Annotated in this window: 13 protein-coding genes; 4 read left to right on the forward strand and 9 right to left on the reverse strand. The window is 44.3% G+C overall.

Translation table 11 applies throughout. The features are described from left to right. Positions 1 to 158 precede the first annotated feature (158 nt). Positions 159 to 428, forward strand: a complete 270-nt coding sequence (locus tag DYU05_RS14430) for a hypothetical protein (RefSeq protein ID WP_117383804.1) — start codon at positions 159 to 161, stop codon at positions 426 to 428. On the opposite strand, the gene DYU05_RS14435 is transcribed toward DYU05_RS14430, so the two are convergent. The 9 genes from DYU05_RS14435 to DYU05_RS14475 all read right to left on the reverse strand — a co-directional run bounded on the left by DYU05_RS14435 (position 425) and on the right by DYU05_RS14475 (position 8654). Beyond that, positions 425 to 1576, reverse strand: coding sequence for an MFS transporter (locus DYU05_RS14435; protein ID WP_117383805.1), 1152 nt, complete (start codon positions 1574 to 1576; stop codon positions 425 to 427). The genes DYU05_RS14430 and DYU05_RS14435 overlap by 4 nt on opposite strands. A gap of 114 nt (positions 1577 to 1690) precedes the next feature. After that, a complete protein-coding gene (locus DYU05_RS14440) occupies positions 1691 to 2299 on the reverse strand; it encodes a hypothetical protein (RefSeq protein ID WP_117383806.1) in 609 nt (202 codons plus the stop codon). Between the two features lie 108 nt (positions 2300 to 2407). Continuing rightward, positions 2408 to 3112 (reverse strand): DsbA family oxidoreductase, encoded by a 705-nt coding sequence (locus tag DYU05_RS14445; protein ID WP_117383807.1) that lies wholly within the window; start codon positions 3110 to 3112, stop codon positions 2408 to 2410. 78 nt (positions 3113 to 3190) lie between these two features. Next, a complete protein-coding gene (locus tag DYU05_RS14450) occupies positions 3191 to 3403 on the reverse strand; it encodes a heavy metal-binding domain-containing protein (RefSeq protein WP_117383808.1) in 213 nt (70 codons plus the stop codon). Between the two features lie 4 nt (positions 3404 to 3407). Further along, positions 3408 to 4841, reverse strand: a complete 1434-nt coding sequence (locus DYU05_RS14455; RefSeq protein WP_117383809.1) for a PepSY domain-containing protein — start codon at positions 4839 to 4841, stop codon at positions 3408 to 3410. Position 4842: 1 nt separating this feature from the next. Next, positions 4843 to 7191: a TonB-dependent receptor gene (locus DYU05_RS14460; RefSeq protein ID WP_117383810.1), complete on the reverse strand. Its 2349-nt coding sequence runs from the start codon at positions 7189 to 7191 to the stop codon at positions 4843 to 4845. A gap of 121 nt (positions 7192 to 7312) precedes the next feature. Next, a complete protein-coding gene (locus DYU05_RS14465; protein ID WP_117383811.1) occupies positions 7313 to 7684 on the reverse strand; it encodes a hypothetical protein in 372 nt (123 codons plus the stop codon). A gap of 113 nt (positions 7685 to 7797) precedes the next feature. Next, positions 7798 to 8160: a glycoside hydrolase gene (locus DYU05_RS14470; protein ID WP_117383812.1), complete on the reverse strand. Its 363-nt coding sequence runs from the start codon at positions 8158 to 8160 to the stop codon at positions 7798 to 7800. Positions 8161 to 8243: 83 nt separating this feature from the next. After that, the gene (locus DYU05_RS14475; protein ID WP_117383813.1) at positions 8244 to 8654 is read right to left on the reverse strand and encodes a hypothetical protein; all 411 of its coding nucleotides are present in this window, start codon (positions 8652 to 8654) and stop codon (positions 8244 to 8246) included. A 252-nt stretch (positions 8655 to 8906) separates the two neighbouring features. Between DYU05_RS14475 and DYU05_RS14480 the strand changes: the two genes are divergently transcribed. Genes DYU05_RS14480 through DYU05_RS14490 form a run of 3 tightly spaced genes read left to right on the forward strand, consistent with a single transcriptional unit; the run spans position 8907 to position 13496 of the window. Beyond that, entirely contained in the window at positions 8907 to 10937 is a 2031-nt protein-coding gene (locus DYU05_RS14480; RefSeq protein WP_117383814.1) for a glycoside hydrolase family 127 protein, read from the forward strand. A gap of 37 nt (positions 10938 to 10974) precedes the next feature. Further along, positions 10975 to 11922 (forward strand): dihydrodipicolinate synthase family protein, encoded by a 948-nt coding sequence (locus DYU05_RS14485; RefSeq protein ID WP_117383815.1) that lies wholly within the window; start codon positions 10975 to 10977, stop codon positions 11920 to 11922. Positions 11923 to 11924: 2 nt separating this feature from the next. Then, on the forward strand, positions 11925 to 13496 hold the full coding sequence (locus DYU05_RS14490) for an aldehyde dehydrogenase (NADP(+)) (RefSeq protein ID WP_117383816.1): 1572 nt from the start codon (positions 11925 to 11927) through the stop codon (positions 13494 to 13496). The last annotated feature ends 12 nt before the right edge of the window (positions 13497 to 13508 follow it).

Raw genomic sequence — 13508 nt, forward strand, 5'->3', positions numbered from 1 at the left:
GACTATAACACGCAATATAGCTGTAATTGGAGTAGCCTCATTATTTTAGACTTACCTGCAACTGCTCTGCTGCTAACAACGCTAAAGTATAAGAGAGAAGCCGTTGTTAAAACTTAATATGGATGCGCATGTTTTTAGGGAACATAAAACTTTAGCTTATGAACCCGTATCAGCAGAAATGGATAGACGTTTTGACTGCAGCAAACTTAAAAGATTGGAAAATTGAAGTGGTAGATGATGGCATCAATATAGAAATGCCACGTATTACTGACCTGAAATTAGTAAGGGACAATCTGCCGCAAACATTGGCGGCAATATCGTTAGATATAGAAGTGCCAAAACAGCGGCTCAAATTTCATTTTCATAACGGTTACGAAAATTTTGAGTACGTACTTAACCCTAATGATACCGACCTGAATAATGGTTAGATACGTGCTTTCGTGGAGATGATTACCACGCAAGCACCCATCATGGCTATAATGGAAAAGGAAGCGCGCAGTGTTGCAATGCCGGCCACAAAGCCAATTAGAGGCGGACCCACCAGGAAGCCAAGGAACCCGATTGTAGAGACGGCTGCAAGGGCTACGCCGGGCTGCATGGTTTTAGATTTACCCGCAGCACTGTAAACCATAGGTACTACCGACGATACACCGGCGCCAACCAGCAAAAAGCCAAGCAAGGCAGTATAGAGTTGCGGAAAGAACACAGCAACTAGCAGCCCTGTAGCTGTTAAAGTACCACTGAGTTGCAAGGTGCGTTTGAGGCCGAACTTATGTGCGAACCAGTCTGCTATAAACCTGCCGCAGGCCATAGTAAGCATAAAGGCGGTATATCCTGCACCCATCCATGCACCGGTTGCTAAAACTACTTTTTTAAAGTAAATAACGCTCCAGTCGAACATAGCCCCTTCGCATATCATTGAACAGAATGCAATAGCGCCGAGTTTTATTAGAGAGTTATCGGGCATTACGAAGGCCGGGCCTGCATTTGGTGTTTTATCGTTTTTTAAATATCCGGAACTTATAATAACGGCCACTGCAATAATGGCTAATATGATGGCAAAGTGATGCAAAGGGATAATTTGTTTACCAATCATCACCGTGCCGATAGCGGCACCTGTAAAACCAGCCAGGCTCCATAGCCCATGGAAAGATGCCAAAATTGGGCGCTGGTACAATTCCTCAGCAGCCACGGCCTGCGTATTCACAGATATGTTTACCGCATTGCTGCTGAAGCCAAATAACAACAAGCAGCAAATTAGTTGAAAAGTGTTTTGTGCTAACCCAAGTGTAACCAGCATTACAGCGTATAATACAATAGAAGAGAGAAGTAAATTACGACTGCCTATTTTGGTGATGATCCACCCTGAAAATGGGAGCGAGCACATCAGGCCAACCGGTATTGCAAATAATACGCCGCCAAGTGCTGCATCGGAAAGGTCGAGTGTTTGCTGTATAGTTGCTATACGCGATGCCCAGCTTGCAAAGCAAAGCCCTGCCATAAAAAACATAGCAGCCACTGCAGCCCGCAAGGTTGTTTTTGAATAATTGTATGTTGAAGCGGGTGTCTCCGGCATCTTAATCGGTTGGTGTAAAAGTTACACTAAGGTGCAAATGTAGCACTTGCATCTTAGTAAACGAAATTACACTTAATAACTGTAAAGCATAGTTAAGGTTTACAGTTGAATCCTTTATTGCTTAAGATCAAATACTCCATTGGTGATGTGATGCACATCGCCTGTTGTGAAGTCAGTGGCATCAAAGCTGAAAGTACCTTTAAGGGAGCCTTTTACTCCGGTTTTGTCTACACTAACAGTGGTAAACGTTGCCGTTCCCTCGCCTAAAGAAAAACCTTCAACACCAATGTCTATTTTGTAGGTACCAGCTTGGTAGCCGCTGCAACTAAAACTAATACCTGTTGTGCCGCCAAAGCTACCGAGAACTTGTATATTACCGTCAGTAACGCCCATGTCTGGGGTAATCACCTGAAAACCTGAGAATGTACAAGTTTTTTTAACACCATCATAATTGTAACTTAAGGTACCAGCACTTTTGGTGGGAGTGATCCCGCCGGGGGGGCTTCCGCCTCCAGGGTTCGTTGTTCCGCCGGGGGGGCTTCCGCCTCCAGGGTTCGTTGTTCCACCAGGCGTGCTTCCGCCTCCAGGAGTTGTTGTTGTTCCACCAGGCGCCGTTGTTCCAACACCGGTGCCATCCGGATAAACAGGTGCATCTAATTTACAGCTGCTGATAGCTGATGTTAGGAATAATATGATAATTGTGAAGTAGTAAAGTTTCTTCATATTTGAGCTTAACAGTCTAAATTTTAGAGGTATAAAGATAAATAAAATATTACTCTGTAAATGTAATAATGTTATTATATCAATGTTCTCAACTGTTGAAGCTGCTCTTTAGCAATCGCCATCTGGCCCGCAGGCCGGTCCGTTCGCTGTCTTTAGCAAAGAATTCCCCTCCGCAGCTGACCACTCGCTAAAAGCTGTTTCTAATGTTTGTGTAAATACCGGAACGGCTTGCGCGCCAGACACTGCATACTTGCCATTCATTACAAAAAATGGAACGCCCTGTATGCCCAGATATCCTGCTTCTGCTATGTCCCTTTTAACGTCGTCTGTGTAGGCATCTGTTGCTAATACAGCCAGTACTTCGTCGCGGTTCAGTCCCATATGCTCACCTATATCTGCAAGAGCGTCCTTGTCATCGATGTTCTTGGCCAGCGTAAAGTAGGCTTCGAACAAAGCTTCTTCTGTAGCATCACCCAATCCTTCGGACTTTGCGTAGTGGCTAAAACGATGCGCGTTGAAGCTATTAGCTACTACCGCACGATCAAAGTCATAGGTCAAGCCAACCTCCGCTGCCATTTTGGTAACATGGTCATTCATATTCCTGGCGTAGTCCAGCGTCCAGCCTTTAGCATCTGCAAGATATTGGCTAATATTAACTGAAGTGTCGGTTTTCATGTCCGGATTCAGCTGATAGCTTTTCCATTCCACTTCCACCTGGTCCTTGCCGGCAAACAACTGCAATGCTTGCTCAAACCTTCGCTTGCCAATATAGCAGAACGGGCACATCACGTCGCTCCAAATCTCAACTTTCATAATGATATCAATATATTTAAGTAAAGATAGTAGTACCCCAGTTGTACACAGTTAGTAAAACGTCATAATAAAACACAGTTATTTGGCAGTGGTATCCCTCTCCACCAGGTCCATGCCGCATTTTGAGCATGTACCCGGTTTATCTGACGTGATATCCGGGTGCATTGTGCAATAGTATTTGCCTTTTGGCTTAGCCGCTTCTGTAGCTTTAGCATCTTTATTAGTAGTGTTATTGCATGCACCAAGCATGATGATAAGGCTAAATGCAATTGATGTAAAAAGGACCTTCATGATACTATTTGTCTTTGATAAATGCGGCAAAACCGAACAGCGACACTACCAGCACACCTAAAGCGGCCAGCATGCTTACGATGTCGCGGGCGTTTTTACCGGCCCAGGTCATACCGAAGTATTTATGTAAAATTATGAAAGAAAAGCCTTCCGTACGGTCTAAGCCGCCAACTTTAGTGGCGAGTTGGGCAGTTGTCGTTTCTATATACCAGTTTTCGCCATTTGCATAAGCTACCTTTTGTACGGGCAGCCTTTTGTTTATGAAACCATATTCATTATCAAATTGGCGTATTTGGGTTACCGTGGCATTTGGAACGGCACTCTTGTCAGAATGGTAAAAGTCAGCAAGTGATTGAGCATACAGTACATCGCCATCTTTCAATTCGTCTCCTGTAGCGCTATCGAAGTACAGTACATTTTTTTGGTTGTTTGTTACCTGATAATATGGTTTGTGGTTGAAAATTACAATGCCAATTTTCTTTACAGTACTGTCTGTTACGGGTATCTGCAGAGAAGACAGTTTAAGATCTTCACTATTTATCAGTTGTGTGTAGGATTTATGTGCCGGGTTGTTGTTATGTAGTTTAACGTATAAGTGAAAAGCCCCGCTGAATAAAAAAGTGAACATCACAAATGAAACTATAAGTCCCCACTGTCGGTGAAAGCGATGAACAAACCTCTTGTCCTCACGGCCGTGTTCTTTTCTTTTTTCGGTAACAGCTTTAAACTGTTTCCAAAAAAAACCATAAACCACGAGTCCGCTTAATAAAGCCATAAACAAGATGCTGACCACAGTCAGTAACACAATTATTCGAAACTGTTCGCCCCCGATACTTGCCAGGAACTGCCATGTATGCAGCTGCTCAAAAACTTTCAGCATCACTTTACGCGTATTGTTGTTGAACGTTCCCATGCGGCTTTGACTAGTTTCCACATAAACATCCATGCCACGCGCATTATCAAAGCTTACCTTCCATACAGGTAGCAGATGGTTTATTGGCTGATAGCCGCTGTCGAATTGCTTTTGCAAGGTGATGCTTTTAATGGCCGACGAAGAGTCTTGTGTAAAGTACCTTGCCAAATAGGTTGCGTAAAGTTTATCACCGCCGGTAAGCAAGTTGCCGGTGTTAGCTTCGTAATAATTGAGGGTGCTGTCTTTCCCAAGTACCTGATAATAGCATTGGTTATTAAACTTTACAATACCAAAGTTTCGGAACTGGTTGATGCCATTTTTGTGCAGCATTTGCTGAAGCGAAAGGCCAAACGACATTTCGCCGATAGCTGGTGCTTTGTATACCTCCTGCGCTATAGAAGGCCTGAACCAGTTAGACATGAAAGGATGTGAAAGGCCGCTTAATGTCCAGCATATAACCGGGATCAGCGCAGTCAGGCCAATTATCCGGTGCCATTTGTAAAACTTTTGTTTTGCTGATGCCATGTTAATGTTTTGCTATGGAGTAACTTATTCCGATTGTATAAAGCCTTGGAGGCACAGCGTTGTAGGTGTCGCCATATTGATTGCTTGTAACTGTAGTAGCATAAAGCTGGTTGGTTAAATTTAGAACATTAAACCAGATCCCGGCACCCTTCAGAGGGCCGCCTTTAGCATCATACCCGAAGCGAAGATTATAGATATTGTACCCACTGTATGTTTTTGTATTTGCCGGATTAGTAAAGTAATGATTGATATGCTGCCACTCCGCGGCCACTCTGAATCCGTTTAGGTACGCTGGTTTATAGGTAAGTTCGGTATTAGCTATCCATGCAGGAGCATTATTCATGCGATTACCGTTGTAAACAATAACCGTATTAGCGCCTGTGGCGTAGTTGGTGGTTACTTCGCTGTAGTCTACATAAGTATGCCGGGCGTTAGTGCCGCTAAAACGAAAGCTTAGTTCATTTATAGGAGCGTAGTTTACCGAGTATTCGATGCCACGATGGCGGGTTGCCCCGGCGTTTTGGTTCTGGGTAGTATTATCAGGCAGCAACTGGTTAATGATCTCGTTACGCCCTTCCAGGTCATACAAGCTTACCTCTACGTACATCTTTTTATTTAGCAGTGCCAGCCATCCGCCTACCTCGTAGTTGTTAAATGTCGCTTGTTTTAATTGCACCTGCTGGCGTGAGCTATATAAGTCGCCGGTTTCCGGCGGTTGAAAGCCGACGCTGTAATTTGCATATATACCATTATTGTTGCCGAAGTTGTAAGTAAGGCCAAGTTTCGGCGCTACGATGTTGAAGTCATTCACCTCGTGCTGCTTGTATTTAGTGTCACTTGCGGGTAGGTTATTGGTAAAGTTGTAGTGGATACGATCATACCGCAACCCCATTACTAGCCTGAGTGCATCGGTTGGGCGTATCTCATATTGGGTGTAGGCAGCGGTGTTAAACAGTTTAATACGGTAATCATCTATAAAGCGGCCGGTATTGCTGAAGCCGGTATAGTAGTTGTTTGCGACATCCTTCTGAATGTCCAAAAACTGTGCATAGTAGCTGCTCGGGCTGTTATCTAAGTAAGCTCCTACAATCAGCCTAGAACGAAGAAAACTAAAGTCGGTACGGTGCTGAGCCAGCAAACCCAGGCTGTGAAAACTTTGATCATTTACCTGTCCGTTTGAACTGATGTAGTTTCCGCCGGCATCCCGCACATCAGAAATAAAGTAGCTTGGCAATTGCGCTGTTGAGTTGTTCCTGTAAAAGGCTGTTAAGAAGGTATTACTTTTATCATTCCAGCTATGCTCAAGGCGTGCATTGGCCCTAAATGCCTCTACCTTGCGATAAGTAAAGCGCTGGTTAGAGCCGTAGCTTCGGCTGTAAAAGTGTGCACTGTCCAAAGTGCCGGGCGTTTGGGTATTCAGGTAATTGTATGTGGCTGCGACCGTCAGTTTGGTAGCGTTGTTGAAATCGTATGTGGTTTTTATGTTTGCCGAATACTTATCAAAATCGGTGTAGTCCTGCCAGCCATTGGTTTGGTGTGCAACGTATCCGCCGGCGTATAAACCAAACATGCCGGAGTTAAAACCACCATCAGCATCTACCCTACGGTAATGGTAATTGTCACCCTGGACAGAGACGTTGGCTGCATAGCCGGAAGGTGCGCCTTGTGTAATAAAGTTCACGGCGCCACCTATAGCGTTACTTCCGTACAGAGAGGATGCAGGGCCTTTAATTACTTCAATGTCGCGGATGCCGCTCATGTTTATCTCATAAAGTGAGTTGTGGTTGAATATCCCTGTTGGGCGGATAGGCAGGCCATCCTCCATATACAGATATAAGGCATTGTAGGTAATTGGCTGCCTTATGGCCATCGTATGCTGTTCGTTCCCCAGATCTACCATGTAAACGCCGGGTGTTTTATTCAGCAGCTGATAAAGCATGGTAGCTTTAGTGTCATGTATCTGCGTAGAATTTATCTTGCTGATCGCAATAGGTGCGTCCTGCCTTGCCTGTCTTTCGCGACTGGCAGAAACTACCACCTGTTGCAGGTTCACGGTAGAGGGCTCGAGAGCTATATTAATATCGTTGCTATTTGCAATAGTGTAAAATTTGGATGTATACCCAACAATGGTAAAACGGAGGGTGGTAGCGCCGCTTCCATTTACAGAGAAGCGCCCATACCTATCGGTTTGCCCCAGGTTTTGAGAGCCATCCCCATTGCTGATCATTACAGCGGGAAGTGGCTCGTGAGTACGTGCGTTGGTAACGGTTCCGTGTACGTTATTTTGCGCCATAGCGGCGGCAGAGAAAAGAAAGTAAAAAAGTATATAGAGGAGGTAAAAGCGTTTCATAAAACATATATGTGCACCGGCAGCATACCGGGCAGGTAAAAACTAACACCACGCAAGTTGATACGCGTTGCTATGCTTGCGCTTATAAGACGCAGCAGTAATTAATTATTTTGTAGTTGTTTTATGATTGCCGTGGTGGCTGAAAGATGGTGTTTGTACGCTCCAGGGCAGTGGAGTTTGCGAATGGATGCAGGATAACTGCTAAAAGTATAGGATGAAAACTAACATCGGCAGTTTTGTGGAAAGCTGCTTCCTGGAAAAGGTTCTTTTGAGCCTGCTTCTCCTCTGCGTTTTTGTTCTGCTCTGCCTGCTTAATCTTTTTCATGAAGTAGCACTTACCGTTGCAATTCATCCAGGGTTTATCCCGGTTTTCGCAAAGCTTTTCGGCAATATAGTTCCGGTTAAGCTCAAACCCCGCGTATATAAATAAGCGGGTAAAGTTCACCGTAACAAGCGAAAATATAAGTAAGTATGCAGTTATACGTTGCAGCATGCGGGGGCAAAGGTAATACTTGCACTATTAACATGCTTCTATTAAATTAAGTTTCAGTCATCAAACGAAAAGCCCCGCCTTGTAAGGCAGGGCTTTTATTGCTTTAAAGGAATTTACTTTACGCGTTTCACAACAAAGTGCGATGAGCTTCCACCAAAATCAATGTCCATTGCACATGAATCCGCGTAAGCTTTTCCAGTGTGTGGGTAATCGGTTCCGTTAACATTTACCGAAAAGCTAAAGGCATCACCTTTTATTTTTCCGTTCTCTAGTTTTACATCACCCATGGGCGATACTGCGGTTCCGGTAAGTTTCTCGCCATCAACTTTAAAGTCGTAGCTCACATTTATAGTGTTGCCGTCTGGTGTTGCAATAACGCCGCCCCATTTTCCGTCAAGGCTTGCAAATACGGCAGCAACAGCCACTATAACACCTAAGCATGATAATAATACTGTAGTAAAGATCTTCTTTTTCATATTGATTAGTTATTTGTCGTTATAAAAATAAGAGTTTTTTAACAGCTAAATGTTACAGCAATCTTACATAATTGTTATGCGCGCTATTCAAATTTATCTGCTGTCACCTGTATCTTCTTGCCCGGCATTTCATCCACGGTAAATGTCAATGTCACCTTGCCTCCTTTACCTTCAATAATAATGGTGGCATGCATTTCACGGTCGTTGTCTGCCAGTAAGGATTTGAAAGTGGTTTTACCTTCTTTAAAAGGAACAGTCCAATTACAAACATAATCGGTAACTGCGCCTGTCATGGTATGATCGCCGGGGGCAATGCTAACCTCTGTTTTAGAAAGTTTAATGACGGTCTCCTCGTCCTTAGACTTCTCTATTTCTCCTTTGTCGTTCAAGTAATTGGTAGTCGATGAGTGGAATGTGACTGGTTTATCACACTGTGCAAAACTTGCCGCACTTGCTGCAAATACAAACGAGAATAGTAATAATAACTTTTTCATAAAATTCGATTTAAAGTGTTCATGTTAGTTAATTTAAGCAAAGTTAATAATTCATATAGTATTATGCAATACAAAGTACTATGTAATTTATAAATAGTTGATAGTTGTTAAATTTTATCTTGTATATTGTGTGGTATATAATTAGGAAGGTAAAATATGGTTAATATCAGCTAAAAATCATTTATCCTCGCACGATTTTAAAACATAGTTTTGATTAGATTTACATTCCGTCTCATCAAACGATTCAACACTATGATAAAGGTTTGCTTTCTACTGCTTACTTGTGCCAGCTTAACTGCTACGGCACAAAAGCAGGATTACCCAATTCAGCCTGTAGCATTTACTAAAGTGAAACTGGCTGACCGTTTTTGGACATCGCGCATAGAGACAAATAGAACGGTTACCATCCCTGCATCATTCGAGCGGTGTAAAGCCACTGGTAGAGTTAAGAACTTCGAAATGGCTGCGGCGCGCAGCGGCAAGTTTTGTACAACCTACCCCTTTGACGACACAGATATCTACAAAACAATAGAAGGCGCATCTTATTCGCTTGCCGTTCATCCCGATAAAAAACTGGAATGTTACCTGGACTCTCTTATTACCATTGTAGGTAAGGCCCAGGAACCGGATGGATATTTATATACCGCACGCACGATAGACCCATTGCATGCCGGACCATGGATAGGTAAAGAACGTTGGGAAAAAGAGCAGGAGAACAGTCACGAGCTATATAATGCCGGCCATATGTACGAAGGTGCTGCAGCACACTTCATGGCAACAGGTAAACGCAATTTTCTGAACATTGCTTTGCGCAACGCCGACCTGCTGGTTCAAACTTTTGGTCCGGGTAAACGCCACGTAGCGCCCGGTCATGAGATAGTAGAAATGGGGCTGGTGCGCTTATACCGCATTACAGGAAAAAAGGAGTACCTGGAGCTGGCTAAATTTTTCATAGATGAGCGCGGCAAAAAGGAGTATAACAAGAAGAGCAAAAATGTTTGGGAGAATGGTACTTATTACCAGGATGACAAACCTGTAATACTGCAGGATGAAGCTGAAGGACATGCGGTTCGCGCCATGTATCTGTACTCGGGCATGGCTGATGTAGCCGCGCTCACGGGAGATAAGCAATATCTTGCTGCCATAGATAAAATATGGGACAACATGGTTGGTAAAAAAATGTATGTACAAGGGAGCATCGGCGCGGTAGGCGATGGCGAACGCTTTGGTGGTAACTACGAGCTACCTAATAGTACTGCATATAACGAGACCTGTGCTGCAATTGGCAGCGTATTCTGGAACCAACGGATGTTTTTACTGCATGGCGATTCAAAGTACATTGATGTAATGGAGAAGACCCTCTACAATGGCCTTGTCTCAGGCGTAGGGCTAGATGGGAAGTCGTTCTTTTATACCAATGCTATGCAGATACAGGACAACTTCACCCATACAGATATTGAGCGCGAGCGTTCTGGCTGGTTTGTCTGCTCTTGCTGTCCAACTAATGTTGCAAGGTTAATACCATCTGTACCTGGCTACATTTATGCTCAAAACGGGAAAGATGTTTATGTAAACCTGTTTATTAGCGGTACAGGCAACATGTTGGTGAACAACAAAGCGTTGAGTATTACTCAGCAAAATAACTATCCGTGGAATGGTGGACTAAACTTTATAATCAACCCGGCTTCGGCAACGGACATGAACCTGAAGCTACGAATACCCGGATGGGCGCAAAATCAAGCGATACCATCAGATCTTTATTCATATCAGCAACCGTCCAATCAAAAGGTGGAGATAAGAGTGAACGGAACGCTTGTTAACTACAGCACAGAGCATGGCTACGCTGTATTAAGCCGCAAGTGGAAAAAAGGAGATAAGGTAGAAATGACCCTTCCGATGAATGTTCAACGGGTGGTGGCCAGCGAAAAGCTGCCTGATGATGCAGGTAAAATAGCTCTACAGCGCGGCCCGCTAATGTATTGTGCCGAGTGGAAGGATAATGGAGGCAAGGCAGCCAACATCATTATCCCGAAAACAACGGATTTCGAGCCAACGTATCAGCCAGAACTGCTTAATGGCTTAACTGTGCTTAAAGGTGAAGTAAAAGCGGTTAACATTGACGCAGACGGGCAAAATGTAAGCACCGAAACCAAAACTATGGCAGCCATCCCCTATTATGCTTGGGCAAACCGTGGTAAAGGAGAAATGATGGTATGGTTCCCTCAGCAGGTAAAATACGTGGATTTAGGTGCCGCAGTACTGGTAGAGCCTGTAAAGAAATAAATACACATTAGCAATTAGTTTAAACACAACAAACAATATGAGCATACAATGGAAAGGGGTTTTCCCTGCGGTAACAACCAAGTTTACCGAAAATGACGAACTTGATTTCGATGCATTCGATAAAAACATCGAAGCCCAGATAGATGCAGGTATACAGGGCATTGTTATCGGCGGTTCGCTTGGTGAAGCAAGCGTACTCACCAACGAGGAAAAACTAAGCTTGCTAGAGCATGCCGTAAAGTTGGTTGACAAGCGTATTTACGTAGTATTAAACATTGCAGAGCAAACAACTAAGGCTGCTATACAATGTGCTAAAGACGCGGAAAGTTATGGAGCCGACGGTTTAATGATGCTGCCGCCGCTACGTTATAAAGCAGACGATACCGAGACCACCAAGTATTATGCAGATGTTGCCAAAAGCACGCACCTGCCTATCATGATCTACAATAACCCGTACGACTATAAGATAGAAGTTACGTTGGATATGTTTGAGGAACTTTCCCAATATCCTAATATACAAGCAGTGAAAGAGTCCACGCGCGACGTAAGCAATGTTACCCGCATGATCAATCGTTTTGGCAATCGGTTCGCAATACTTACCGGAGTAGATACGCTTGCCCTGGAAAGCTTGTTTATGGGAGCAGATGGATGGGTTGCCGGTTTGGTAGATGCATTTCCTAAAGAAACTGTTGCAATTTACCGCCTTGCGAAAGCAGAACGTATGCAGGAGGCACTTGCTATTTACCGCTGGTTTTTGCCTGTGCTGGAACTGGATATTCATCCAAAGTTGGTACAGTACATTAAGCTTGCAGAAACTGTTACAGGCTTGGGCACCGAGACCGTACGTTTACCACGCCTCGCAATTACTGGTGCAGAAAGAGAGAAGGTATTAAACATAATAACAACTGCAGTTCAAAATCGCCCGGAGTTACCGCGCGATAGTTGGGGTGTTGAAGAAGAAGTGGACGTTACAGGCGTTAGTTAATAATGGAGACAAGAAATTTAGTAGGTTACCAGCATGTTAAAGGCGGCAAGGCATTTAGGGCAATAAACCCGGCCAGCGGTTTGGAGTTAGATGCAGAATTTAATGCCGCAAGTTTAGCAGATGTTGATAAAGCTATGCAATTGGCTGCAGAAGCATTTGAAATATATAGTTTAAAAAGCGGTGCCATAAAGGCTGCTTTCCTGCGCAGCATTGCACAAGAAATTGATAATCTTGGTGATCAGCTGATAGAACAGGCTATGGCGGAAAGTGGTTTGCCTGCTCAGCGGCTGCAAGGCGAGCGGGGCCGTACTACCGGCCAACTTAACATGTACGCCGATTTGTTAGAAGAAGGCAGTTGGGTAGAAGCCGTAATTGATACCGCTATACCAGACAGGCAGCCTTTGCCCCGTGCAGATATCCGTAAAATGATGGTGCCGATAGGGCCCGCAGTGGTATTTGGTGCCAGTAATTTTCCTATGGCATTTTCTGTTGCCGGTGGTGATACTTGTTCTGCTTTGGCATCTGGTTGCCCGGTGGTGGTAAAAGCCCATCCTGCACACCCGGGTACAAGCGCGCTGGTTGCAGAAGCCGTAAGAAAAGCTGCCGAAGCTAACGGCCTACCAGAAGGGGTGTTCTCTCACTTGTATGATGACGGATATGTTATTGGCGAAGCATTGGTTAAGCATCCTAAAACCAAGATCGCAACCTTTACAGGTTCTTTTAAAGGTGGAATGGCGTTGGTGAAAATGGCGCAGGAACGTGAAGAACCTATCCCGGTTTTTGCTGAAATGGGCAGCATCAATCCAATACTTCTACTTCCGAAAGCCTTGGAAAACCGCACAGCTGAACTGGCTAAACTATCAGCAGCAATAACAAACAACGCAGGTCAGTTTTGTACACAACCAGGGTTACTGCTGGCTATAAAGTCGCAGGCACTGGACAACTTTAAAACACAACTTGCTTCTGCAATTACCGAGATCGGTTCATCAACAATGCTTACACCAGGTATTTACCAGAACTTTTGTAAGCTGACCAACGGAGTGCTGGCCGATGATGCAGTAAGCGTTTTGGTAAAGTCAAATAAGGTTGATGCTGAAAAATCAAACCAAGGCACTCCGCTGGCAACAGAGATAAGTGCGTCGGCTTTCCTGGCTAACGACAAGTTTAAAGAAGAGGTTTTCGGCCCATACACCATGTTGGTTGTGGCTGATAATGCAGCACAGTTGGAGCAAATAGTAGATTCTTTGCAAGGCCAGTTAACGGCTTCTATTATGGCCGAGAAAGAAGAACTGGCGAGTTACAAAAGCATAACAAATAAACTTGCAAAACTTGCAGGCAGGGTGATACTTAATGGTCCGCCTACGGGTGTGGAGGTGGGTAACGCTATACAACATGGTGGCCCGTTCCCTTCTACGTCAGATAGTCGCTTCACTTCTGTAGGTACGGCAGCTATCAAGCGTTTTGTGCGGCCTGTATGCTGGCAGAACTGGGAGCATGATCTTTTGCCCGAAGAGTTACAGGACAACAACCCGCTGAATATTTTGAGGCTGGTAAATAATGAATGGACCAGATAGCCGATAATAATT

Origin of the sequence: Mucilaginibacter terrenus (assembly GCF_003432065.1) — a bacterium.
Classification (GTDB): domain Bacteria; phylum Bacteroidota; class Bacteroidia; order Sphingobacteriales; family Sphingobacteriaceae; genus Mucilaginibacter; species Mucilaginibacter terrenus.

What these genes read in the sequence shown, in the direction of transcription:
- DYU05_RS14430 (WP_117383804.1), top strand. Translation starts at nt 159, where the DNA reads ATGAACCCGTATCAGCAGAAATGGATAGACGTTTTGACTGCAGCAAAC.
- DYU05_RS14435 (WP_117383805.1), bottom strand. Translation starts at nt 1,576, where the DNA reads ATGCCGGAGACACCCGCTTCAACATACAATTATTCAAAAACAACCTTG.
- DYU05_RS14440 (WP_117383806.1), bottom strand. Translation starts at nt 2,299, where the DNA reads ATGAAGAAACTTTACTACTTCACAATTATCATATTATTCCTAACATCA.
- DYU05_RS14445 (WP_117383807.1), bottom strand. Translation starts at nt 3,112, where the DNA reads ATGAAAGTTGAGATTTGGAGCGACGTGATGTGCCCGTTCTGCTATATT.
- DYU05_RS14450 (WP_117383808.1), bottom strand. Translation starts at nt 3,403, where the DNA reads ATGAAGGTCCTTTTTACATCAATTGCATTTAGCCTTATCATCATGCTT.
- DYU05_RS14455 (WP_117383809.1), bottom strand. Translation starts at nt 4,841, where the DNA reads ATGGCATCAGCAAAACAAAAGTTTTACAAATGGCACCGGATAATTGGC.
- DYU05_RS14460 (WP_117383810.1), bottom strand. Translation starts at nt 7,191, where the DNA reads ATGAAACGCTTTTACCTCCTCTATATACTTTTTTACTTTCTTTTCTCT.
- DYU05_RS14465 (WP_117383811.1), bottom strand. Translation starts at nt 7,684, where the DNA reads ATGCTGCAACGTATAACTGCATACTTACTTATATTTTCGCTTGTTACG.
- DYU05_RS14470 (WP_117383812.1), bottom strand. Translation starts at nt 8,160, where the DNA reads ATGAAAAAGAAGATCTTTACTACAGTATTATTATCATGCTTAGGTGTT.
- DYU05_RS14475 (WP_117383813.1), bottom strand. Translation starts at nt 8,654, where the DNA reads ATGAAAAAGTTATTATTACTATTCTCGTTTGTATTTGCAGCAAGTGCG.
- DYU05_RS14480 (WP_117383814.1), top strand. Translation starts at nt 8,907, where the DNA reads ATGATAAAGGTTTGCTTTCTACTGCTTACTTGTGCCAGCTTAACTGCT.
- DYU05_RS14485 (WP_117383815.1), top strand. Translation starts at nt 10,975, where the DNA reads ATGAGCATACAATGGAAAGGGGTTTTCCCTGCGGTAACAACCAAGTTT.
- DYU05_RS14490 (WP_117383816.1), top strand. Translation starts at nt 11,925, where the DNA reads ATGGAGACAAGAAATTTAGTAGGTTACCAGCATGTTAAAGGCGGCAAG.